We start from the raw sequence: 23,537 nt of genomic DNA, 5'->3' as shown, positions 1-23,537 counted from the left end.
GTGGCAGCGGCTGTCGGACAAGATTACCTGCCTGCGCCGAAGTGACAAGCGTTTGCGTCAGAGACTGGCATCAGCGTGTCGCAGCCAGGCTATCCAGGAAGCTCTCCAGCACCAGGTTCGGCCGCCGCCCTTTGCGTGTCACCCAACTCAGGCTCAGGTCATAGAAGCGCTGGCGGGGCTTGAGGGCACGCAGCCGGCCTTGCTGCACCCAGAAGCTGGCGTAGTGGTCTGGCAGGTAGCCGATGTAGCGCCCGGTGAGGATGAGAAACGCCATCCCTTCGCGGTCCGACGCGCTGGCCGTGCAATGCAGCGCCTGGTAGTGGGCCTGGATATCGGCCGGCAGGCGGAAGGTTGGGGTGATGGCTTCCTGGCTGTTAAGCCTATCGTCGTCAATCTGGTGATCGTCGGCGTAGAACAGCGGGTGGCCGACCGCGCAATACAGCAGCGAGCGCTCGCTATACAGCGGTTGGTATTCAAGGCCTGACAGGGCGATGGTCTGCGGTACCACGCCAACATGCAGACTGCCGTCGAGGACGCCGTGCTCGACCTGGCTGGGGGCGATCATGCGGATGTTGATGCGCACGTCAGGGCCGCGGTCCTTGAGCTCGGCAAGTGCATGGGTGATGCGCATGTGCGGCAGGGTCACCAGGTTATCGGTCAGCCCGATGTTCAGCTCGCCGCGCAGGTGCTGGTGCAGCCCGTTGACCTCGGTACGGAAGCTCTCCAGGGCGCTGAGCAACTGCAAGGCCGAATGGTAGACCTCGCGGCCTTCCTCGGTCAGGGAAAAACCGGCACGGCCGCGCTGGCACAGGCGTAGGCCCAGGCGCTGCTCTAGGTCGTTCATCTGCTGGCTGATGGCCGAGCGGCCGATCCCGAGCACGTTCTCGGCTGCCGAGAAGCCGCCGCACTCGACGACGCTGCGGTAGATCTTCAACAGGCGAATGTCAAAATCGCTGACTTGAGCGAGTGGGTCGGGGCGTCGGCTCATTAGTTTAGTGTTGCCCTATCTGAAGATTAGAAATGCAGGCTTTTTCAGACTTTATCGCCGTGCCAATTTAGCTGCAACAACATCCATCGTTGCCTAATCGTCTTCCGAGGAACCGCCGATGAACATGCCCGAAACCGCCCACACCGGTATCGCCAGCCAGCTCAAGCTGGATGCGCACTGGATGCCCTACACCGCCAACCGCAATTTCCATCGCGACCCACGCCTGATCGTGGCGGCTGAAGGCAACTACCTTGTGGATGACAAGGGGCGCAAGATTTTCGACGCCTTGTCTGGGTTGTGGACCTGCGGTGCCGGGCATACCCGCAAGGAAATCACCGAAGCGGTAACCCGTCAGCTTGGCACCCTGGATTACTCCCCAGCCTTCCAGTTCGGCCACCCGCTGTCGTTCCAGCTGGCTGAAAAGATCACCGAGCTGACTCCGGGTGACCTGAACCACGTCTTCTATACCAACTCCGGTTCCGAGTGCGCCGATACCGTGTTGAAGATGGTGCGTGCCTACTGGCGCCTGAAAGGTCAGGCGAGCAAGACCAAGATCATCGGCCGTGCCCGCGGTTACCACGGCGTGAACATCGCCGGTACCAGCCTGGGTGGCGTGAACGGCAACCGCAAGATGTTCGGCCAGCTGCTGGACGTCGACCATTTGCCGCACACCGTGCTGCCGGTCAACGCCTTCTCCAAGGGCATGCCGGAAGAGGGTGGCATCGCCCTGGCCGACGAGATGCTCAAACTGATCGAGCTGCACGATGCCTCGAACATCGCGGCGGTGATTGTCGAGCCGCTGGCGGGGTCGGCAGGTGTTTTGCCGCCACCGAAGGGCTACCTCAAGCGCCTGCGCGAGATCTGCACCCAGCACAACATCCTGCTGATCTTCGACGAAGTGATCACCGGTTTCGGCCGCATGGGCGCGATGACCGGTGCTGAAGCTTTCGGCGTAACGCCAGACCTGATGTGCATCGCCAAGCAGGTGACCAACGGCGCCATCCCGATGGGTGCGGTAATTGCCAGCACCGAGATCTATCAGACCTTCATGAACCAGCCCACCCCGGAATACGCGGTGGAGTTCCCCCACGGCTATACCTACTCGGCCCACCCTGTGGCCTGCGCCGCCGGCCTCGCCGCGCTGGACCTGCTGCAGAAGGAAAGCCTGGTGCAGGCCGCTGCCGAACTGTCGCCGCACTTCGAGAAGCTGCTGCACGGCGTAAAAGGCACGAAGAACGTCGTCGACATCCGCAACTACGGCCTGGCCGGCGCGATCCAGATCGCTGCCCGCGATGGCGATGCGATCGTGCGCCCTTATGAAGTGGCGATGAAGCTGTGGAAGGCGGGCTTCTATGTTCGCTTTGGTGGCGACACCCTGCAGTTCGGCCCAACCTTCAACACCCAGCCGCAGGAACTGGACCGCCTGTTCGACGCAGTGGGCGAGACCCTGAACCTGATCGATTGATCTTCGCGAATATGACGACAGGCGCGTGAGGTGATCACGCGCTTGTAACACCCCTCTTTATCTGGAGTTATGCATGAGCATTGTTCAGCACCTGATCAACGGCGAGCTGGTTACCAAGGGTGAGCGCACCGCCGATGTCTTCAATCCGTCGACCGGCCAGGCCGTGCGCAAGGTCGAACTGGCCAGCCGTGCGACCGTGCAGGAAGCCATCGACTCGGCCAAGGCGGCGTTCCCGGCTTGGCGCAACACACCGCCGGCCAAACGTGCCCAGGTGATGTTCCGTTTCAAGCAACTGTTGGAGCAGAACGAAGCACGCATCTCGCAGATGATCAGCGAAGAGCACGGCAAGACTGTGGAAGACGCTGCGGGCGAGCTGAAGCGCGGTATCGAGAACGTCGAGTTTGCTTGCGCAGCACCGGAAGTGCTCAAAGGCGAGTACAGCCGCAACGTGGGCCCGAACATCGACGCCTGGTCCGACTTCCAGCCACTGGGCGTGGTTGCCGGCATTACGCCGTTCAACTTCCCGGCCATGGTCCCGCTGTGGATGTACCCGCTGGCCATTGCCTGCGGTAACGCGTTCATCCTCAAACCTTCCGAACGTGACCCGAGTTCGACCCTGTTCATCGCGCAACTGCTGCTGGAGGCTGGCCTGCCGAAGGGCATCCTCAACGTGGTGCACGGTGACAAGGAAGCGGTGGATGCACTGATCGAGGCCCCAGAGGTAAAAGCCCTGAGCTTCGTAGGTTCGACGCCGATTGCCGAGTACATCTATGCCGAAGGCACCAAGCGCGGCAAACGCGTCCAGGCGCTGGGTGGTGCGAAGAACCATGCCGTGCTGATGCCTGATGCTGACCTGGACAACGCCGTCAGCGCCCTGATGGGAGCTGCCTACGGTTCGTGCGGTGAGCGTTGCATGGCCATTTCCGTGGCGGTGTGCGTGGGTGACCAGGTTGCAGATGCCCTGATCGCCAAGCTGGAGCCCCAGATCAAAGCCTTGAAGATCGGTGCGGGTACTTCTTGTGGCCTGGACATGGGCCCGCTGGTAACGGCGGCTGCCCGTGACAAGGTGGTTGGCTATATCGACGACGGTGTGGCTGCTGGCGCCAAGCTGGTGGTGGACGGCCGTGGCTTCCGTGTGGCGGGTAATGAGGATGGTTACTTCGTGGGTGGCACCTTGTTCGACAAGGTGACCCCGGAGATGCGCATCTATAAAGAAGAGATCTTCGGCCCCGTGCTGTGCGTGGTGCGGGTGAATAGCCTGGAGCAGGCCATGCAACTGATCAACGATCACGAGTATGGCAACGGCACTTGCATCTTCACCCGTGATGGTGAGGCGGCGCGCCTGTTCTGTGACGAGATCGAAGTGGGCATGGTTGGTGTGAACGTGCCGCTGCCAGTACCGGTGGCTTATCACAGCTTTGGTGGTTGGAAGCGTTCGCTGTTTGGTGACCTGCATGCTTATGGGCCGGATGGTGTGCGCTTCTATACCCGCCGCAAGGCGATCACCCAGCGCTGGCCGCAGCGGGCTAGCCATGAGGCGTCGCAGTTTGCGTTCCCTAGCCTTTAAGGCGTGACGTGAAGCGGGGAGGCCGGAAGGCCTCCCCGTTTTCTATATCGAGACAGGCACCAAGGCGCCGCGCGCCTATCCCTCAGGAATAACTGGCCCGAAACAAATGTAGGAGCGAGCTCGCTCGCGATGCGCCGCGCGGGCGGCGCTCGATCTCATAGGCGCCGAAAGGGTAATGGCGGGCACCTGTCAGCCTTGTATTCGGTCCATACACCCTCTAAATGTCACTTTCTTGAAATTAAGGGTTGACGCGATTTCGAATCCCCTTATAATGCGCCCCACTTCCAGCGTAGTCGGAACGAAAAACTCCTTGAGATTCAAAGGGTTGATCGAGCCAGGTAGTGATGGAAGTGCTCCGATCGAAAGATCGTCAGCGGTTAAGATGGTGGTTGACAGCGCTTCTAAACGCTGTATGATTCGCCTCCCGCTACGAGAGATCGCAGCGAGTCAAGTGTTTGAAGCTAAACGAGTTTCTCGCAAAAAACTTCAAAATAAACGCTTGACAGCAAATGAGGAAAGCGTAGAATGCGCCCCTCGGTTGAGACGAAAAGCTCTTAGCCAACCGCTCTTTAACAAATTGAATCAAGCAATTCGTGTGGGTGCTTGTGAGTATGGACTGATAGTCACAAAGATTATCAGCATCACAAGTGACCATGCGAGAAATCACATAGTCATTTGAGATTGCTGAGCCAAGTTTAGGGTTTCTTAAAAACCCAAGCAGTATTGAACTGAAGAGTTTGATCATGGCTCAGATTGAACGCTGGCGGCAGGCCTAACACATGCAAGTCGAGCGGATGAGAAGAGCTTGCTCTTCGATTCAGCGGCGGACGGGTGAGTAATGCCTAGGAATCTGCCTGATAGTGGGGGACAACGTTTCGAAAGGGACGCTAATACCGCATACGTCCTACGGGAGAAAGCAGGGGACCTTCGGGCCTTGCGCTATCAGATGAGCCTAGGTCGGATTAGCTAGTTGGTGGGGTAATGGCTCACCAAGGCGACGATCCGTAACTGGTCTGAGAGGATGATCAGTCACACTGGAACTGAGACACGGTCCAGACTCCTACGGGAGGCAGCAGTGGGGAATATTGGACAATGGGCGAAAGCCTGATCCAGCCATGCCGCGTGTGTGAAGAAGGTCTTCGGATTGTAAAGCACTTTAAGTTGGGAGGAAGGGCAGTAAGCGAATACCTTGCTGTTTTGACGTTACCGACAGAATAAGCACCGGCTAACTCTGTGCCAGCAGCCGCGGTAATACAGAGGGTGCAAGCGTTAATCGGAATTACTGGGCGTAAAGCGCGCGTAGGTGGTTTGTTAAGTTGAATGTGAAAGCCCCGGGCTCAACCTGGGAACTGCATCCAAAACTGGCAAGCTAGAGTACGGTAGAGGGTGGTGGAATTTCCTGTGTAGCGGTGAAATGCGTAGATATAGGAAGGAACACCAGTGGCGAAGGCGACCACCTGGACTGATACTGACACTGAGGTGCGAAAGCGTGGGGAGCAAACAGGATTAGATACCCTGGTAGTCCACGCCGTAAACGATGTCAACTAGCCGTTGGAATCCTTGAGATTTTAGTGGCGCAGCTAACGCATTAAGTTGACCGCCTGGGGAGTACGGCCGCAAGGTTAAAACTCAAATGAATTGACGGGGGCCCGCACAAGCGGTGGAGCATGTGGTTTAATTCGAAGCAACGCGAAGAACCTTACCAGGCCTTGACATGCAGAGAACTTTCCAGAGATGGATTGGTGCCTTCGGGAACTCTGACACAGGTGCTGCATGGCTGTCGTCAGCTCGTGTCGTGAGATGTTGGGTTAAGTCCCGTAACGAGCGCAACCCTTGTCCTTAGTTACCAGCACGTTATGGTGGGCACTCTAAGGAGACTGCCGGTGACAAACCGGAGGAAGGTGGGGATGACGTCAAGTCATCATGGCCCTTACGGCCTGGGCTACACACGTGCTACAATGGTCGGTACAGAGGGTTGCCAAGCCGCGAGGTGGAGCTAATCTCACAAAACCGATCGTAGTCCGGATCGCAGTCTGCAACTCGACTGCGTGAAGTCGGAATCGCTAGTAATCGCGAATCAGAATGTCGCGGTGAATACGTTCCCGGGCCTTGTACACACCGCCCGTCACACCATGGGAGTGGGTTGCACCAGAAGTAGCTAGTCTAACCTTCGGGAGGACGGTTACCACGGTGTGATTCATGACTGGGGTGAAGTCGTAACAAGGTAGCCGTAGGGGAACCTGCGGCTGGATCACCTCCTTAATCGACGACATCAGCCTGCTGACGAGCTCCCACACGAATTGCTTGATTCTTTGTATAAAGACGATGCTGTAACGCGACCCTGTTATAGGTCTGTAGCTCAGTTGGTTAGAGCGCACCCCTGATAAGGGTGAGGTCGGCAGTTCAAATCTGCCCAGACCTACCAATTACTTGGTGCGGCCTACAAAATACGGGGCCATAGCTCAGCTGGGAGAGCGCCTGCCTTGCACGCAGGAGGTCAGCGGTTCGATCCCGCTTGGCTCCACCACTCTTCAGGTTTCGCAGCACTGCTCAGAACTTAGAAATGAACATTCGGTGATGAATGTTGATTTCTGGCTTTTGTCAGATCGTTCTTTAAAAATTCGGATATGTGATAGAAATAGACTGAACACTACTTTCACTGGTAGTGGATCAGGCTAAGGTAAAATTTGTGATTTGCTCTTAATCGAGCAGCATGCGAATTTTCGGCGAATGTCGTCTTCACAGTATAACCAGATTGCTTGGGGTTATATGGTCAAGTGAAGAAGCGCATACGGTGGATGCCTTGGCAGTCAGAGGCGATGAAAGACGTGGTAGCCTGCGATAAGCTTTGGGGAGTCGGCAAACAGACTGTGATCCAGAGATCTCTGAATGGGGGAACCCACTCAGCATAAGCTGAGTATCTTGTACTGAATACATAGGTGCAAGAGGCGAACCAGGGGAACTGAAACATCTAAGTACCCTGAGGAAAAGAAATCAACCGAGATTCCCTTAGTAGTGGCGAGCGAACGGGGACCAGCCCTTAAGTTGGTTTGAGATTAGTGGAACGCTCTGGAAAGTGCGGCCATAGTGGGTGATAGCCCCGTACACGAAAATCTCTTATCAATGAAATCGAGTAGGACGGAGCACGAGAAACTTTGTCTGAATATGGGGGGACCATCCTCCAAGGCTAAATACTACTGACTGACCGATAGTGAACTAGTACCGTGAGGGAAAGGCGAAAAGAACCCCGGAGAGGGGAGTGAAATAGATCCTGAAACCGTATGCGTACAAGCAGTGGGAGCCTACTTGTTAGGTGACTGCGTACCTTTTGTATAATGGGTCAGCGACTTATATTCAGTGGCGAGCTTAACCGAATAGGGGAGGCGTAGCGAAAGCGAGTCTTAATAGGGCGTTTAGTCGCTGGGTATAGACCCGAAACCGGGCGATCTATCCATGGGCAGGTTGAAGGTTAGGTAACACTGACTGGAGGACCGAACCGACTACCGTTGAAAAGTTAGCGGATGACCTGTGGATCGGAGTGAAAGGCTAATCAAGCTCGGAGATAGCTGGTTCTCCTCGAAAGCTATTTAGGTAGCGCCTCATGTATCACTGTAGGGGGTAGAGCACTGTTTCGGCTAGGGGGTCATCCCGACTTACCAAACCGATGCAAACTCCGAATACCTACAAGTGCCGAGCATGGGAGACACACGGCGGGTGCTAACGTCCGTCGTGAAAAGGGAAACAACCCAGACCGTCAGCTAAGGTCCCAAAGTCATGGTTAAGTGGGAAACGATGTGGGAAGGCTTAGACAGCTAGGAGGTTGGCTTAGAAGCAGCCACCCTTTAAAGAAAGCGTAATAGCTCACTAGTCGAGTCGGCCTGCGCGGAAGATGTAACGGGGCTCAAACCATGCACCGAAGCTACGGGTATCATCTTATGATGATGCGGTAGAGGAGCGTTCTGTAAGCCTGTGAAGGTGAGTTGAGAAGCTTGCTGGAGGTATCAGAAGTGCGAATGCTGACATGAGTAACGACAATGGGAGTGAAAAACTCCCACGCCGAAAGACCAAGGTTTCCTGCGCAACGTTAATCGACGCAGGGTTAGTCGGTCCCTAAGGCGAGGCTGAAAAGCGTAGTCGATGGAAAACAGGTTAATATTCCTGTACTTGCAGTTATTGCGATGGAGGGACGGAGAAGGCTAGGCCAGCTTGGCGTTGGTTGTCCAAGTTTAAGGTGGTAGGCTGAAATCTTAGGCAAATCCGGGATTTCAAGGCCGAGAGCTGATGACGAGTTGCCATTAGGCGACGAAGTGGTTGATGCCATGCTTCCAAGAAAAGCTCCTAAGCTTCAGATAACTGGGAACCGTACCCCAAACCGACACAGGTGGTTAGGTAGAGAATACCAAGGCGCTTGAGAGAACTCGGGTGAAGGAACTAGGCAAAATGGCACCGTAACTTCGGGAGAAGGTGCGCCGGCGAGGGTTAAGGACTTGCTCCGTAAGCCCATGCCGGTCGAAGATACCAGGCCGCTGCGACTGTTTATTAAAAACACAGCACTCTGCAAACACGAAAGTGGACGTATAGGGTGTGACGCCTGCCCGGTGCCGGAAGGTTAATTGATGGGGTTAGCGCAAGCGAAGCTCTTGATCGAAGCCCCGGTAAACGGCGGCCGTAACTATAACGGTCCTAAGGTAGCGAAATTCCTTGTCGGGTAAGTTCCGACCTGCACGAATGGCGTAACGATGGCGGCGCTGTCTCCACCCGAGACTCAGTGAAATTGAAATCGCTGTGAAGATGCAGTGTATCCGCGGCTAGACGGAAAGACCCCGTGAACCTTTACTATAGCTTTGCACTGGACTTTGAATTTGCTTGTGTAGGATAGGTGGGAGGCTTTGAAGTGGGGACGCCAGTTCTCATGGAGCCATCCTTGAAATACCACCCTGGCAACTTTGAGGTTCTAACTCAGGTCCGTTATCCGGATCGAGGACAGTGTATGGTGGGTAGTTTGACTGGGGCGGTCTCCTCCCAAAGAGTAACGGAGGAGTACGAAGGTGCGCTCAGACCGGTCGGAAATCGGTCGTAGAGTATAAAGGCAAAAGCGCGCTTGACTGCGAGACAAACACGTCGAGCAGGTACGAAAGTAGGTCTTAGTGATCCGGTGGTTCTGTATGGAAGGGCCATCGCTCAACGGATAAAAGGTACTCCGGGGATAACAGGCTGATACCGCCCAAGAGTTCATATCGACGGCGGTGTTTGGCACCTCGATGTCGGCTCATCACATCCTGGGGCTGAAGCCGGTCCCAAGGGTATGGCTGTTCGCCATTTAAAGTGGTACGCGAGCTGGGTTTAGAACGTCGTGAGACAGTTCGGTCCCTATCTGCCGTGGACGTTTGAGATTTGAGAGGGGCTGCTCCTAGTACGAGAGGACCGGAGTGGACGAACCTCTGGTGTTCCGGTTGTCACGCCAGTGGCATTGCCGGGTAGCTATGTTCGGAAGAGATAACCGCTGAAAGCATCTAAGCGGGAAACTTGCCTCAAGATGAGATCTCACTGGGATCTAGAATCCCCTGAAGGGCCGTCGAAGACTACGACGTTGATAGGTTGGGTGTGTAAGCGCTGTGAGGCGTTGAGCTAACCAATACTAATTGCCCGTGAGGCTTGACCATATAACACCCAAGCAATTTGCTCATGCAGATTGCGGTGGTGAAGACACACGAACCGAAAGTTCGAATGCCCATCACAAATCACATATCCGAATTCGCTGGGCTGTCCATCTGGACGTTCTGGCAACAGAATTTCTTGACGACCATAGAGCATTGGAACCACCTGATCCCATCCCGAACTCAGTAGTGAAACGATGCATCGCCGATGGTAGTGTGGGGTCTCCCCATGTGAGAGTAGGTCATCGTCAAGATTCATTTCGCAAAACCCCTATCTGCGCAAGCAGGTAGGGGTTTTGTCTTTGTCTCGCACAAAAACCGGGCTCAAACCGGTCAATAGTCGCCTCCCACATTTCGAGCCAGATCACTAGAATAGAGCCCACGCATCCTTTCAGAAGCTCGATATGCCCAACCCTGTCGAACCCGAAGCACTGGCCCACTTGCCGCTGGACGAACTCGTTGCTTGTCACGAATGCGACCTGTTGCTGCGCAAGCCAGTGCTGCAGCACGATGAAAAAGCCCTGTGCCCGCGCTGCGGTTATGAGCTTTACGCCCACCGGCACAATGTGGTCAACCGCAGCCTGGCCCTGGTACTGACGGCATTACTGCTTTTCGTGCCAGCCAACTTTCTGCCGATCATGCAGCTGCACCTGCTTGGCCAGACTTCGGACGACACGGTCTGGAGCGGGGTAGTGGGCCTGTACAATTCACAAATGCGCGGCGTGGCCGTGGTGGTCTTCCTGTGCAGCATGGCCATTCCTTTGGCAAAGCTGCTGTGCCAGTTGGCGGTACTGCTGAGCATTCGGCTGGATGTAGGCCGCAGCTATGGCCTGTTGTTCTACCGCATCTATCACCACTTGCGCGACTGGGGCATGCTCGAGGTCTACTTCATGGGCGTGCTGGTTGCGATCGTCAAACTGGTGGACCTGGCTGAACTGACCGTGGGGTTGGGGCTGTTCTGTTTCATCAGTCTGCTGTTGATTCAGGTATGGCTCGAAGTGGTGATGTCACCGCATCAGATCTGGAGTGCGCTTTCGGGGGAGGATCTCCATGCGGGCGATTGATGCAGGCATCCTGGTCTGCAATGAGTGTCACCAATTGAACAGGCAGGAGGCCGACAGCGCCTCGCAGACGTGTACGCGCTGTGGGGCCATTGTGCATGGCCGTCGGCCGAACAGCATCGTGCGTACCTGGGCGTTGCTGATTGCGGCCTCCATTCTCTATATCCCTGCCAACCTGTTGCCGATCATGACTGTCAGCACCCTTGGTCAGGGTAGCCCCGATACCATCATGTCCGGCGTCATTACCCTGCTCAAGCACGGCATGGTGCCCATCGCTGCCGTGGTGTTCATCGCCAGTATTCTGGTACCTACCTTCAAACTGGTGGGTATTGGCTTGTTGCTGTACTCGGTTCAGCGCCGCCAGCCGCTTTCGGCGCGCCAACGGATCCTGATGTACCGCTTTATCGAATTCATTGGGCGCTGGTCCATGCTCGATATCTTCGTCATCGCCATCCTGGTGGCGGTGGTGAATTTCGGGCGAATAGCCAGTGTCGAAGCCAACCTGGGCGCTGTCGCCTTCGCCAGTGTGGTGATTCTGACGATGCTTGCTGCTTTAACTTTCGATCCCCGACTGATTTGGGATAACACGGAGTCGGATGACGACCATGAGTGACCTGCCTACGGCAAAAACCCGCCCAGCTTCGAACTGGTCGGCCATCTGGATCCTGCCGCTGATCGCGTTGATGATCGGGGGCTGGCTGGCATGGCAGGCCTACCGTGATGCGGGTGTAGAAATCGAGGTTCGCTTTACCACGGGTGAAGGGATCGTCGCCAACAAGACCGAAGTCATCTACAAGGGCATGCCTGTCGGCAAGGTGACGGCGTTGGTGCTGGATGCCAAGGGTGCCAACCAGGGTGTGATTGCCACCATTGAAATGAACAAGGCAGCCGAGCCGCACCTGACTACCGGGACGCGCTTCTGGCTGGTCAAGCCAAGCGTCAGCCTGGCGGGTATTTCCGGCCTGGAAACCCTGGTCTCGGGTAACTACATCGCCGTCAGCCCTGGCGAAGGGGAGAAGGCCAAGCGCTTCAAGGCCTTGTCTACGGCGCCGCCCTTGTCTGACAGTGAGCCGGGCTTGCACCTGACACTCAAGGCCGAACGGCTGGGTTCGCTCAATCGCGACAGCCCTGTGTTCTATAAACAGATCCAGGTCGGCCGGGTGAAGAGTTACCGGCTTTCCGATGACCAGGACACTGTCGAGATCAAAGTGTTTATCCAGCCGGCCTACGCCAGCCTGGTGCGCAAACACACGCGTTTCTGGAATGCCAGCGGTATCAGTATCGATGCCAGCCTGTCGGGCGTGAAGGTGCGCAGCGAGTCGCTGTCGAGCATCGTCGCCGGCGGTATTGCCTTTGCGACGCCGGAATACCGCAAGGACAGCCCGCCAACCGACCCCAGCCTGCCGTTTCGCCTGTATGAAGACTTCGATGCAGCCCAGGCCGGTATCCGCATCAAGGTCAAGCTGAGTGACTACGAAGGCCTGCAGGCCGGTCGCACGCCGGTGATGTACAAGGGGATCCAGGTCGGCTCGCTGAAAGCGCTGAAGATGGAAGACAACCTGGGCAGCGCCATGGCCGAGCTGACCCTCGACCCACTCACCGAGGACTACCTGGTCGAAGGTACGCAGTTCTGGGTGGTCAAGCCGTCCATTTCGCTGGCGGGCATTACCGGCCTGGAGGCCTTGGTAAAAGGTAACTACATTGCCATTCGCCCCGGGGAGAAAGGCGACAAGCCGCTGCGGGAGTTCGAGGCACGGCCCAAGGCGCCGCCGCTTGACCTGAAGGCGCCGGGCCTGCACATGGTGCTGTTCGCCGATACCCTGGGCTCGCTGGAAATCGGTAGTCCGGTGATGTACCGCCAGGTGAAGGTGGGCAGCGTGCAGAGCTACCAGTTTGCGCGTAACAGCAACCGCATCCTGATCGGTGTGCATATCGAGAAGGAGTACGAGAAGCTGGTGAACGGCTCGTCGCGCTTCTGGAATGTCAGTGGCATTACCCTGACCGGTGGTCTGTCGGGCATCAAGATCAAAAGCGAGTCACTGCAGACGCTCATGGCGGGTGGTATCGCCTTCGACACGCCAAGGCCCGATGTGGTGCTCAAGCGCCATATCCCGCGCTTCCGGCTGCATGAGAGCCAGGAGGCGGTTAACCGGGCGGGTACATTGATCACCATTCGTGTGGACCGAGCCGACGGCTTGAAGCCAGGTACGCCGATTCGCTTCCGTGGTCTGGACGTCGGCAGCATCGAAAGTGTCGACCTGACTGCAGACTTACAGGCCGTGATGTTGCGGGCGCGCATTACCGAAGCTGCGGAGCGTATTGCACGCGTCGGTACGCAATTCTGGGTGGTCAAGCCTGCATTGGGCCTGGTGCGCACCGAAAACCTCGACACCTTGATTGGTGGGCAGTACCTGGAAGTGCAGCCGGCGGCCAAGGACAAGGGCACCCAGCGCGACTTCATTGCCCTGGCCGATGCCCCGCAGGTTGCAGGGCCGGAAGTTGGCCTGCCGTTGACGCTCAGCGCCCCGCGGCGCGGCTCGATCAAGCCGGGTGTGCCGGTTACTTATCGTGAGGTCGCGGTAGGCAAGGTGACAGGCTTCGAGCTGGGCCAGAGTGCCGACCGCGTGCTGATACATATCCTTATCGAGCCGCGCTATGCCGCCTTGGTGCGCAGTGGCAGCCGCTTCTGGAACAGCAGCGGGTTTGGTTTCGATTGGGGGCTGTTCAAGGGAGCCACGGTGCGTACCGAATCGCTGGAGACGCTTATCGATGGCGGTATTGCCTTTGCCACGCCGGATGGCGAGCAGATGGGCAACCCGGCGCGGCCGCAGCAGACCTTTGCCCTGTTCGAAAAGGCCGAGGATCAGTGGCTGCAGTGGGCGCCGAAGATCCCGATCGCCAAGTGATTCAACAGGAGGGGCGCCCCGGCAAGGGCGCTCCTGCTAGAAGCGCGCGGGTAAACAGTTAAATCGCAGGCAACAAAAAACCGACCCTAGGGTCGGTTTTTTGACAAGCATGTCGCTTAGGCAGCTGCAGCTTCTTTCAGCGCCTTGATGTGGCCATTCAGACGGCCTTTGTGGCGAGCAGCTTTGTTCTTGTGGATGATACCTTTATCGGCCATACGGTCGATTACTGGTACAGCCAGAACGTAAGCGGCTTGCGCTTTTTCAGCGTCTTTTGCGTCGATGGCTTTAACTACATTCTTGATGTAGGTGCGGACCATGGAACGCAGGCTGGCGTTGTGGCTGCGACGCTTCTCAGCCTGTTTTGCACGTTTCTTGGCGGAAGGTGTGTTGGCCACCGTCGAGCTCCTCGAAAGACTTTAGGTAAATAGCAAACAAAATAGGCCGCGAATCATGCCGATCAGTCGAACGGATGTCAAGGCCACCTGCAAGGTTCCGCCGAGCGGTGCGCCAACAAGAGGGAAAGATTCCTTTCTGCTGCGCGACCTGTAAACTCGGGAATTTTGGCTCCCCTGCGAAGGCGCGGGAGTATCGCACATTCGAACGCTCTCTGCAGCGTCCTCTGTCTCTGACGTGAATCTTTTCGATGAATTTGCTGAAATCTCTGGCTGCGGTCAGCTCGATCACCATGATTTCCAGGGTATTGGGCTTTGTGCGCGACACCATCCTGGCGCGTGTATTTGGTGCCGGCATCGCCACTGATGCCTTTTTCATCGCCTTCAAGTTGCCCAACCTGCTGCGACGGATCTTCGCCGAAGGTGCGTTCTCGCAGGCTTTTGTGCCCATCCTGGCCGAGTACAAGACCCAGCAGGGCGATGAGGCGACCCGTACCTTCATTGCCTATGTCAGCGGTCTGCTGACCCTGGTCCTGGCACTGGTCACCGTCGTTGGCATCCTTGCCGCGCCTTGGGTGGTGTGGGCGACCGCGCCAGGGTTCGTCGACAGTGCCGAAAAATACGCACTCACCACCGACCTGTTGCGGGTGACGTTTCCTTATATATTGCTGATATCGCTGTCGTCCCTGGCGGGTGCGATCCTCAATACCTGGAACCGCTTCTCGGTCCCGGCGTTTACCCCGACCTTGCTGAACGTGGCGATGATCTTTTTCGCCGTGGTACTCACGCCGTATTTCGACCCGCCGATCATGGCGTTGGGCTGGGGTGTACTGGCGGGCGGCCTGGCCCAGCTGGTGTATCAACTGCCGGCGCTGAAGAAGATCGGCATGCTCGTGCTGCCCCGCCTGAACCTGCGCGACACGGGTGTATGGCGCGTGCTCAAGCAGATGCTGCCGGCGATTCTCGGGGTCTCGGTCAGCCAGATATCGCTGATCATCAACACCATCTTCGCCTCGTTCCTGGTGGCCGGCTCGGTGTCGTGGATGTACTACGCCGATCGGCTCATGGAGCTGCCGTCCGGCGTGCTGGGCGTGGCGTTGGGCACCATCCTGCTGCCTACCCTGGCCAAGACTTACGCTAATAAAGACCGCGAAGAGTACTCACGTATCCTCGACTGGGGCCTGCGCCTGTGCTTTTTGCTGGTATTGCCCTGCACCCTGGCCATGGCCATCCTCGCCGAGCCGCTGACCGTGGCGCTGTTCCAGTACGGCAAGTTCAGCGCGTTCGATGCGGCCATGACCCAGCGCGCCCTGGTCGCCTATTCTGTGGGCCTGTTGGCGATCATTCTGGTCAAGGTACTGGCACCCGGCTTCTATGCGCAGCAGAATATCCGCACGCCGGTGAAGATCGCGGTGTTTACGCTGGTCTGCACCCAATTGTTGAACCTGGCCCTGGTCGGCCCGCTGGCACATGCCGGGCTGGCCCTGGCGATCAGCCTCGGGGCCTGCCTGAATGCCGGCCTGCTGTTCTGGAAGCTGCGCAGCCAAGGGCTGTTCGAACCGCAACCCGGGTGGACCAGGTTCCTGTTCAAACTGGTGTTGGCAGTGACATTGATGTCGGCGGTATTGCTGGCGGGCATGCACTATATGCCGGCCTGGGAGCAGGGTGGCATGCTCGAGCGCTTCGTGCGTCTCGGGGCGTTGATCCTGGCAGGTATCGTCACGTATTTCGGCTGCCTGTACCTGTGCGGCTTCCGGCCTCGGCATTTCGCCCGCAAGGCCCTGCACTGAAGCCAAGCGCACGTCAGGCGTCGGTTTTTCGCATTCCACGTCACCCCCGGGCGCTGCTGCCTGTCACCGGCGCCCGGGTGTGGTTATAATCGGCCACTTTATGAGCAAGAAGCGCGTTATGCAGCTGGTTCGAGGTCTTCACAACCTGCGCCCCGAGCACCGGGGCTGTGTCGCCACCATTGGCAACTTCGACGGGGTTCACCGCGGCCACCAGGCTATCCTGGCGCGTTTGCGCGAGCGTGGCCAAGCACTTGGCCTGCCGACCTGCGTGGTGATCTTCGAGCCACAGCCGCGCGAATACTTTGCCCCCGATACCGCGCCGGCGCGCTTGGCGCGGCTGCGCGACAAAATCGAGCTGCTGGCTGCCGAAGGCATCGACCGGGTGTTGTGCCTGGCGTTCAATCAGCGCCTGAGCAAACTCAGCGCCGATGAATTCGTCAAGGCCATCCTGGTCGACGGCCTGGGCGTTCGTCACCTCGAAGTGGGCGACGACTTCCGCTTCGGCTGCGACCGCGCGGGCGATTTCGCCTTCCTGGTCGAGGCGGGCGACAAGTACGGGTTTACCGTCGAAGCCGCCAACACCGTAATCCAGGACGGCCTGCGGGTCAGCAGCACCGAAGTGCGCAAGGCCCTGGCCGAAGGTAACTTCGAGTTGGCCGAGCACCTGCTGGGCCGCCCGTACCGCATCACTGGCCGGGTCCTGCACGGCCAGAAACTGGCGCGCCAACTCGGCACGCCCACCGCCAACATCCAGCTCAAGCGCCGCCGCGTGCCGCTGTCCGGGGTTTACCTGGCCAGCATCGAAATCGACGGCAAGGCCTGGCCGGGTGTCGGCAATATCGGCGTGCGCCCCACCGTTGCCGGTGATGGGCGCCCGCACCTGGAGATTCATCTTCTGGATTATGCCGGTGACCTGTATGGCCGGCGTCTGACGGTGGAGTTCCACCACAAGCTGCGTGAAGAGCAGCGATTCGCCTCCCTTGAGGCGCTGAAGTCGGCGATCGACGCGGACATCGCCGCCGCACGTGCACATTGGCACGCTCAACCGCTAACGAAGAGCCTGAAATGACCGACTACAAAGCCACGCTAAACCTTCCGGACACCGCCTTCCCGATGAAGGCCGGCCTGCCTCAGCGCGAACCGCAGATTCTGCAGCGCTGGGACAGCATTGGCCTGTACCAGAAGCTGCGCGAAATTGGCAAGGATCGTCCGAAGTTCGTCCTGCACGACGGCCCGCCCTATGCCAACGGCAAGATCCACATCGGTCATGCGCTGAACAAGATCCTCAAGGACATGATCGTCCGTTCCAAGACCCTGGCGGGCTTCGATGCGCCCTACGTGCCGGGCTGGGACTGCCATGGCCTGCCGATCGAACACAAGGTCGAGGTCACCCACGGCAAGCACCTGTCTGCCGACCGCACCCGTGAACTGTGCCGTGAGTACGCCGCCGAGCAGATCGAAGGGCAGAAGACCGAGTTCATCCGCCTGGGTGTGCTGGGCGACTGGGACAACCCCTACAAGACCATGAACTTCGCCAACGAGGCCGGTGAAATCCGTGCCCTGGCCGAAATGGTCAAGCAAGGCTTCGTGTTCAAGGGCCTCAAGCCTGTGAACTGGTGCTTCGATTGCGGTTCGGCACTGGCCGAAGCCGAGGTCGAATACGCCGACAAGAAATCCCAGACCATCGACGTGGCCTTCCCGGCCGCCGATGCCGACAAGCTGGCCGCCGCCTTTGGCCTGGCCTCGCTGGCCAAGCCCGCCGCCATCGTGATCTGGACCACCACCCCGTGGACCATCCCGGCCAACCAGGCGCTGAACATCCACCCGGAGTTCAAGTACGCCCTGGTCGACACCGGCGAGCGCCTGCTGGTACTGGCCGAAGAGCTGGTCGAGGCGTGCCTCAAGCGTTACAACCTGGAAGGCTCGGTCATCGCCACCGCCCAGGGTTCGGCCCTGGAGCTGGTCAACTTCCGTCACCCGTTCTACGACCGCCTGTCGCCGATCTACCTGGCCGACTACGTCGAGCTGGGCGCCGGTACCGGTGTGGTTCACTCCGCGCCCGCCTACGGTGAAGACGACTTCGTCACCTGCAAGCGCTACGGCATGGTCAACGACGACATCCTCACGCCGGTGCAGAGCAATGGCGTGTACGTCGAGTCGCTGGACTTCTTCGGCGGCCAGTTCATCTGGAAGGCCAACCCGGCCATCGTCGAGAAGCTGAGCGAAGTCGGCGCGCTGATGCACACCGAAACCATCAGCCACAGCTACATGCACTGCTGGCGCCACAAGACCCCGCTGATCTACCGCGCCACCGCGCAGTGGTTCGTCGGCATGGACAAGCAGCCAAGCACCGGCGAGCCGTTGCGTGAGCGCGCGCTCAAGGCCATCGAAGAAACCAAGTTCGTCCCGGCCTGGGGCCAGGCGCGCCTGCATTCGATGATCGCCAACCGCCCGGACTGGTGCATCTCGCGTCAGCGCAACTGGGGTGTACCGATCCCGTTCTTCCTGCACAAGCAGACCGGCGAGCTGCACCCACGCACCGTCGAGCTGATGGAAGCCGTGGCCAAGCGCGTCGAGCAAGAGGGCATCGAGGCCTGGTTCAAGCTGGACGCCGCCGAACTGCTCGGTGACGAAGCCGGCCAGTACGACAAGATCACCGACACCCTGGACGTGTGGTTCGACTCTGGCACCACCCACTGGCACGTGCTGCGGGGTTCGCACGACATCGGCCACGCCACCGGCCCGGTCGCCGACCTGTACCTGGAAGGGTCCGACCAGCACCGTGGCTGGTTCCACTCCTCGTTGCTGACCGGTTGCGCCATCGACAACCACGCGCCGTACCGCGAGCTGCTGACCCACGGCTTCACCGTGGACGAAAACGGCCGCAAGATGTCCAAGTCGCTGGGCAACACCATCGAGCCGGAGAAGGTCAACAACACCCTGGGTGCCGACATCCTGCGCCTGTGGGTTTCGGCCACCGACTACTCCGGTGAGATGGCGGTTTCCGAGCAGATCCTGCAGCGCAGCGCCGACGCCTACCGGCGTATCCGCAACACCGCGCGCTTCCTGCTTTCCAACCTGTCGGGCTTCGACCCGGCCCGCGACCTGCTGGCCCCCGAGGACATGCTGGCCCTGGACCGTTGGGCAGTGGACCGGACGCTGCTGCTGCAGCGCGAGCTGGAAGAGCACTACAGCGAGTACCGTTTCTGGAACGTCTACTCGAAGATCCACAACTTCTGCGTGCAGGAGCTGGGTGGCTTCTACCTCGACATCATCAAGGACCGCCAGTACACCACCGGCGCCAACAGTGTCGCCCGTCGTTCGTGCCAGTCGGCGCTGTACCACATCAGCGAGGCGCTGGTGCGCTGGATCGCACCCATCCTGGCCTTCACCGCTGACGAAATCTGGCAGTACCTGCCGGGCGAGCGCAACGAGTCGGTGATGCTCAACGGCTGGTACCAGGGCCTGAGCGAGTTGCCGGAAGGCACCGAGCTGGACCGTGCCTATTGGGATCGCGTCATGGCGGTCAAGGCGTCGGTCAACAAGGAGCTGGAAAACCAGCGTACTGCCAAGGTCATCGGCGGCAACCTGCAGGCCGAAGTCACCCTGTACGCCGACGAAGGCCTGAGCGCCGACCTGAGCAAGCTGGGCGACGAGCTGCGCTTCGTGCTGATCACCTCGGCTGCGAGCGTGGTGCCGTTCGTGCAGGCACCGGCTGACGCCGTGGCTACCGAAGTCGAAGGCCTCAAGCTGAAAGTGGTCAAGTCCGGCCATGCCAAGTGCGGCCGTTGCTGGCACTTCCGCGCCGACGTCGGCAGCCACCCGGAGCACCCGGAAATCTGCAGCCGTTGCGTTGATAACCTGACCGGTTCGGGCGAGGTGCGTCACTATGCCTAACCCGGCAGTGGGGCGCTTCGGGCGCCTTGCATGGCTTTGGCTGAGCTTGCTGGTCCTGGTCCTCGACCAGGCCACCAAGCTGTATTTCAACAACGCTCTGACCATGTACCAGCAGATTGTGGTCATCCCTGACTACTTCAGCTGGACCTTGGCCTACAACACCGGCGCCGCTTTCAGCTTCCTCGCTGATGGCGCTGGCTGGCAGCGCTGGCTGTTCGCCCTGATCGCCGTAGTGGTCAGTGCCGTACTGGTGGTGTGGCTCAAGCGCCTGGGGCGCAACGAAACCTGGCTGGCCGTGGCGCTGGCGCTGGTGCTGGGTGGCGCCATTGGCAACCTGTACGACCGCGTCGTCCTGGGCCATGTGGTCGACTTCATCCTGGTGCACTGGCAAAACCGCCATTACTTCCCGGCCTTCAACGTGGCCGACAGCGCCATCACCGTTGGCGCGGTGATGCTGGCGCTGGATATGTTCAAGAGCAAGAAGTCCGAGGATCCGGTCCATGACTGACACCCGTATCGGCCAGAATACCGAAGTCACCCTGCACTTCGCACTGCACCTGGAAAACGGCGACACCGTCGACAGCACGTTCGACAAGTCGCCTGCCGTGTTCAAGGTAGGTGACGGCAACCTGCTGCCAGGTTTCGAAGCCGCGCTGTTCGGCTTCAAGGCCGGCGACAAGCGCACCGTCACCGTGGCCCCGGAAAACGCCTTCGGCCAGCCGAACCCGCAGAATGTGCAAATCATGCCGCGTTCGCAGTTCACCGATATGGAGTTGTCCGAAGGCCTGCTGGTGATCTTCAACGACGCCGCAAACGCCGAGCTGCCGGGCGTGGTCAAAGCCTTCGATGACGCGCAGGTGACCATCGACTTCAATCACCCACTGGCTGGCAAGACCCTGAGCTTCGAGGTGCAGATCCTCGACGTGAAGGCCTTGTAAGCCTGGAGCCGAGCATGCAAATCAAACTCGCCAACCCTCGCGGTTTTTGCGCGGGGGTCGACCGGGCGATCGAGATCGTCAACCGTGCCCTGGAAGTCTTCGGCCCGCCGATCTACGTGCGCCATGAAGTGGTGCACAACAAGTTCGTGGTCGAAGACCTGCGTAACCGCGGTGCCATCTTCGTCGAAGAGCTGGACCAGGTGCCGGATGACGTCATCGTCATCTTCAGTGCCCATGGTGTTTCCCAGGCCGTGCGCCAGGAAGCCGCTGGGCGTGGCCTGAAGGTGTTCGACGCCACCTGCCCGTTGGTGACCAAGGTGCATATCGAAGTCGCCAAGTACAGCCGCGACGGCCGTGAGTGCATTCTCATCGGCCACGAGGGGCACCCGGAAGTCGAAGGCACCATGGGGCAATACGACGCCAGCAACGGCGGCGCCATCTACCTTGTCGAAGACGAGGACGATGTCGCCAAGCTGCAGGTGCGCGACCCGGACCACCTGGCCTTCGTCACCCAGACCACGCTGTCGATGGATGACACCAGCCGTGTCATCGACGCCCTGCGTGCGCGCTTCCCGAACATCGGTGGGCCGCGCAAGGACGACATCTGCTACGCCACCCAGAACCGCCAGGATGCGGTCAAGCAACTGGCCGGTGAGTGTGACGTGGTGCTGGTGGTTGGTAGCCCGAACAGCTCCAACTCCAACCGCCTGCGTGAGCTGGCCGAGCGCATGAGCACCCCGGCCTATCTGATCGACGGTGCCGAGGACCTGCAACGTGCCTGGTTCGATGACGCAGCCCGCATCGGCATCACAGCGGGTGCTTCGGCCCCTGAAGTGCTGGTGCGCGGTGTGATCGAGCAGCTCAAGGCCTGGGGCGCCACCGGCGCAGAAGAGCTGGATGGGCGCGAGGAGAACATCACGTTCTCCATGCCCAAAGAGCTGCGGGTTCGCTCGCTGATCTGATCAGGAACCTGCGCACAAGGGCTCACTTAGTTCATCTGTGCGCAGGCTGACCCTGCCGCTGGTCGCCAGTACCACCCGGTACTGGCTGGCCGCTGCGCCAGGCTGGCATATGTGCAAGGTGCCACCCAGCAAGTTGGCGTTGCGCCCCTGCGGCACGCCCAGTGCGCTGAACTTCACCTGCTCTGCGGTATTCGCGACAATCCTCAGAGGCCGTAACAGACGCTGCTCACGAAGTGCCTGCTGATTGTGCGCTAGCACCACGCGCCAGCCCTTGCCCCAATCACTTTCCAACGGCAGCACCAGCACCGCCTGGCCTTGCAGCAACGCGTGGCTGCGCGCGCTGCGCAATGCTTGCGCCAGGTCGCGCGCTGCGGCTGCCCTGTGTAAGTCGTCGGAGAGGTCGCGGTAGGCCGGCATCCCCAGTTGTATCAGAACGGCCGCCATGGCCAGCGCCAACATCATTTGTATCAGTGTTGCACCCTGTTGCCGCACCGTGCATTTCTCCCTGGAAGTGCTTCGCTTCAGCTTCAAGGTCGCCGGGCAATTGATCCAGTCGCCCAGTGAGTAATCAGTTGCAGGAAAAGTCGCAGGGGGCGCAGGGATGCGAGCGATGGAAGGGGGCATGACGCTGCTCGAGGTATTACTGGCCATGGTGGTGGTGGCGGTGGGCATGTTTGCCGCTGGCGCCTTGCAGGTGCGCGCACTGCAGGCAACCGACAGCGCGCGGCACGACGCGCAGGCCGCCTTGTTGGCGCACACCCGGCAGGAACGGGCCAGGGCCGCAGGCGAGCCGAAGGCGCAGCCATGAGCCGCACACAAGGCGGCTTCGGTTTGATCGAGGGGGTGCTGGCACTCGCCATCGGTTTGCTGCTGCTGGCAGCGGCCAGCCAATTGTTCGTGTCTGCCCATGACACTTGGCGCCTGCAGGGCGCGTCCGCACGCTTGCAGGCTGATGCCCGCCTGGCATTGCAACGCATGGCCCAGGACATTCGCATGGCCGGCATGTTCGGCTGCCTGCGCCTGCAGCCCGACGACTTTACCGACTCGCTAGCGCTTCAAGCCTTCGCCCAGCCCCTGCAGGTGGGCGCGAACAGCCTGAGCCTGGTAGTGGCCGAGCTGCCCGGGCACACCGGTGCCCCGGACTGGACGCTGCTGACCAACTGCATCGACGAGGCTCATGTGCACAGCGGGCGAGTTGATGGCAGCCAGCACCCCTTGGCAATCCCCATAAGCCAGTACCTCTATGTGCTGGATGGCACGACCTTGCGGTTCCGGCGGCGAGGGGCTAGCCAGCCGCTGGTCGACCATGTGCGTGAGATGCGTGTGGCGTTTGTCGAGGCGCCGCAAGGTGGGCGGGTGGATGTGCACCTGACGCTGTTCGAGCCCACCCTGGGTATCGAGCAGCAGCATGCCTTGAGCGTGGCGCTGCGCAATCCGCTGGCCGGCCCATGAAGCGCCAGCGCGGTGTGGTGTTGCTGTTGGCACTGGTGCTGAGCTTGCTGCTTGGCTTGCTTGCGGCCTCGGCCCTGCGCGATGCGCTGGTGGAGACCCGCATGGCTGGCTTGTGGCGTGACGGTTTCGAGGCACTCGAGCAAGCCGAGCAGGCATTGCTGGCAGGTGCCGCCCAGCTACAACTGTCACCGCTCCCTGCGTGCCAGGCCTGCCAGCCACCACCTCGGCCGCATGACTTGCAGGGCAACTGGCAGGGCACCGCAAGCGGCTTCTTCCAGGTGCAGAACCTTGGCCAAAGTGACCGTGCCACGCACCTGCCCGAGGGCCAGCAGGCCACCTTGTTCAGGGTGACCGCCGTCAGCCGGCAAGCCCGGTCGCGGCATGTACTGGAAGCGGTGTATGCGCTGTCAGGCGAAAAAGCGCGGCGCCTCCTTTGGCGACAACGATTGAGGGAACCCTGAC

Annotated in this window: 17 protein-coding genes, 2 tRNA genes and 3 rRNA genes; 19 read left to right on the top strand and 3 right to left on the bottom strand. The window is 59.5% G+C overall.

Annotated elements, in window-relative coordinates; translation table 11 throughout:
- Window positions 1-70 precede the first annotated feature (70 nt).
- On the bottom strand, window positions 71-988 hold the full coding sequence (locus tag DJ563_RS17915; protein WP_186682074.1) for a LysR family transcriptional regulator: 918 nt from the start codon (window positions 986-988) through the stop codon (window positions 71-73).
- 118 nt (window positions 989-1,106) lie between these two features.
- Here DJ563_RS17915 and DJ563_RS17910 point away from each other — a divergent pair, with 118 nt between their 5' ends.
- From DJ563_RS17910 to DJ563_RS17865, 10 genes are all read left to right on the top strand, one after another.
- Window positions 1,107-2,453 (top strand): aspartate aminotransferase family protein, encoded by a 1,347-nt coding sequence (locus DJ563_RS17910; protein WP_274100464.1) that lies wholly within the window; start codon window positions 1,107-1,109, stop codon window positions 2,451-2,453.
- A gap of 73 nt (window positions 2,454-2,526) precedes the next feature.
- Complete coding sequence (locus tag DJ563_RS17905) at window positions 2,527-4,020, top strand: CoA-acylating methylmalonate-semialdehyde dehydrogenase (RefSeq protein WP_033703351.1); 1,494 nt, start codon at window positions 2,527-2,529, stop codon at window positions 4,018-4,020.
- A 725-nt stretch (window positions 4,021-4,745) separates the two neighbouring features.
- Window positions 4,746-6,282 (top strand): 16S ribosomal RNA (locus DJ563_RS17900).
- 86 nt (window positions 6,283-6,368) lie between these two features.
- Window positions 6,369-6,445, top strand: a tRNA-Ile gene (locus tag DJ563_RS17895).
- A gap of 26 nt (window positions 6,446-6,471) precedes the next feature.
- Window positions 6,472-6,547, top strand: a tRNA-Ala gene (locus DJ563_RS17890).
- 244 nt (window positions 6,548-6,791) lie between these two features.
- Window positions 6,792-9,683: ribosomal RNA gene (locus DJ563_RS17885) — 23S ribosomal RNA — on the top strand.
- 132 nt (window positions 9,684-9,815) lie between these two features.
- Window positions 9,816-9,931 (top strand): 5S ribosomal RNA (rrf, locus tag DJ563_RS17880).
- The 16S, 23S and 5S rRNA genes sit together here with 2 tRNA genes alongside, the layout of an rRNA operon.
- A 150-nt stretch (window positions 9,932-10,081) precedes the next feature.
- Window positions 10,082-10,741 (top strand): paraquat-inducible protein A, encoded by a 660-nt coding sequence (locus tag DJ563_RS17875; RefSeq protein WP_033701471.1) that lies wholly within the window; start codon window positions 10,082-10,084, stop codon window positions 10,739-10,741.
- Window positions 10,728-11,351 (top strand): paraquat-inducible protein A, encoded by a 624-nt coding sequence (locus DJ563_RS17870; protein ID WP_033701470.1) that lies wholly within the window; start codon window positions 10,728-10,730, stop codon window positions 11,349-11,351. Before DJ563_RS17875 ends, DJ563_RS17870 begins: the two co-directional genes overlap by 14 nt.
- Window positions 11,344-13,644 carry an MlaD family protein gene (locus DJ563_RS17865; protein ID WP_434518110.1) on the top strand — a complete coding sequence of 767 codons (2,301 nt, stop codon included), beginning with the start codon at window positions 11,344-11,346 and terminating at the stop codon, window positions 13,642-13,644. Before DJ563_RS17870 ends, DJ563_RS17865 begins: the two co-directional genes overlap by 8 nt.
- A gap of 116 nt (window positions 13,645-13,760) precedes the next feature.
- On the opposite strand, the gene rpsT is transcribed toward DJ563_RS17865, so the two are convergent.
- Window positions 13,761-14,039, bottom strand: coding sequence for a 30S ribosomal protein S20 (rpsT, locus tag DJ563_RS17860; protein ID WP_003247625.1), 279 nt, complete (start codon window positions 14,037-14,039; stop codon window positions 13,761-13,763).
- A gap of 248 nt (window positions 14,040-14,287) precedes the next feature.
- Between rpsT and murJ the strand changes: the two genes are divergently transcribed.
- The 6 genes from murJ (at window position 14,288) to ispH (ending at window position 21,623) form a co-directional block, all read left to right on the top strand.
- Entirely contained in the window at window positions 14,288-15,826 is a 1,539-nt protein-coding gene (gene murJ / locus DJ563_RS17855; RefSeq protein WP_274099830.1) for a murein biosynthesis integral membrane protein MurJ, read from the top strand.
- A gap of 118 nt (window positions 15,827-15,944) precedes the next feature.
- Entirely contained in the window at window positions 15,945-16,895 is a 951-nt protein-coding gene (ribF, locus tag DJ563_RS17850; protein WP_033701465.1) for a bifunctional riboflavin kinase/FAD synthetase, read from the top strand.
- Complete coding sequence (gene ileS, locus DJ563_RS17845; protein ID WP_156310587.1) at window positions 16,892-19,723, top strand: isoleucine--tRNA ligase; 2,832 nt, start codon at window positions 16,892-16,894, stop codon at window positions 19,721-19,723. The genes ribF and ileS overlap by 4 nt, the downstream gene beginning before the upstream one ends.
- Entirely contained in the window at window positions 19,716-20,231 is a 516-nt protein-coding gene (gene lspA, locus DJ563_RS17840; protein WP_019473244.1) for a signal peptidase II, read from the top strand. The genes ileS and lspA overlap by 8 nt, the downstream gene beginning before the upstream one ends.
- On the top strand, window positions 20,224-20,661 hold the full coding sequence (gene fkpB / locus DJ563_RS17835) for an FKBP-type peptidyl-prolyl cis-trans isomerase (protein WP_033701461.1): 438 nt from the start codon (window positions 20,224-20,226) through the stop codon (window positions 20,659-20,661). Before lspA ends, fkpB begins: the two co-directional genes overlap by 8 nt.
- Before the next feature lie 14 nt (window positions 20,662-20,675).
- Window positions 20,676-21,623: a 4-hydroxy-3-methylbut-2-enyl diphosphate reductase gene (ispH, locus tag DJ563_RS17830; RefSeq protein ID WP_274099832.1), complete on the top strand. Its 948-nt coding sequence runs from the start codon at window positions 20,676-20,678 to the stop codon at window positions 21,621-21,623.
- On the opposite strand, the gene DJ563_RS17825 is transcribed toward ispH, so the two are convergent.
- Complete coding sequence (locus DJ563_RS17825) at window positions 21,624-22,115, bottom strand: GspH/FimT family pseudopilin (protein WP_274099833.1); 492 nt, start codon at window positions 22,113-22,115, stop codon at window positions 21,624-21,626. It lies immediately after the preceding gene.
- A gap of 109 nt (window positions 22,116-22,224) precedes the next feature.
- Here DJ563_RS17825 and DJ563_RS17820 point away from each other — a divergent pair, with 109 nt between their 5' ends.
- From DJ563_RS17820 to DJ563_RS17810, 3 genes are read left to right on the top strand one after another with little or no spacing between them, the layout of a single operon-like run.
- Window positions 22,225-22,431, top strand: coding sequence for a prepilin-type N-terminal cleavage/methylation domain-containing protein (locus DJ563_RS17820; RefSeq protein WP_033701457.1), 207 nt, complete (start codon window positions 22,225-22,227; stop codon window positions 22,429-22,431).
- Window positions 22,428-23,075: a PilW family protein gene (locus DJ563_RS17815; protein WP_274099834.1), complete on the top strand. Its 648-nt coding sequence runs from the start codon at window positions 22,428-22,430 to the stop codon at window positions 23,073-23,075. The genes DJ563_RS17820 and DJ563_RS17815 overlap by 4 nt, the downstream gene beginning before the upstream one ends.
- Window positions 23,072-23,536, top strand: coding sequence for a hypothetical protein (locus DJ563_RS17810; RefSeq protein ID WP_434518109.1), 465 nt, complete (start codon window positions 23,072-23,074; stop codon window positions 23,534-23,536). Before DJ563_RS17815 ends, DJ563_RS17810 begins: the two co-directional genes overlap by 4 nt.
- The last annotated feature ends 1 nt before the right edge of the window (window position 23,537 follow it).

The organism is Pseudomonas sp. NFX1 (genome assembly GCF_051123555.1).
Classification (GTDB): domain Bacteria; phylum Pseudomonadota; class Gammaproteobacteria; order Pseudomonadales; family Pseudomonadaceae; genus Aquipseudomonas; species Aquipseudomonas capeferrum.
The sequence above is the reverse complement of the archived record's forward strand: the minus strand, read 5'-3'. Positions and strand labels throughout refer to the sequence as shown.